The sequence below is a fragment of the Paenibacillus vini genome, assembly GCF_018403325.1.
Classification (GTDB): Bacteria; Bacillota; Bacilli; order Paenibacillales; family Paenibacillaceae; genus Fontibacillus; species Fontibacillus vini.
On the sequence record NZ_BOSL01000095.1, the window covers coordinates 1 to 219 of the forward strand.

A 219-nucleotide genomic window follows, 5' to 3' on the forward strand; every position below is an offset into this window, starting at 1 on the left:
TGTTCTAATTCGCAAATTCTTCGTTTCGTTATCCAGTTTTCAAGGATCAAGTGCTGATTTTTGTAACGATCACCTTCGGTGACGTTCAAAATTCTGCAAGGTATTAATGAAATTATATGGTGGAGCCAAGCGGGATCGAACCGCTGACCTCCTGCTTGCAAGGCAGGCGCTCTCCCAGCTGAGCTATGGCCCCATAACAAACTCCAGGATCAGAAAAAA

At 44.7% G+C, this 219-nt stretch carries 1 tRNA gene; it reads right to left on the reverse strand.

The annotated features are described in order from the left end of the window. Positions 1-117: 117 nt before the first annotated feature. A tRNA-Ala gene (locus tag KJS57_RS26315) sits at positions 118-193 on the reverse strand. Positions 194-219: the final 26 nt, after the last annotated feature.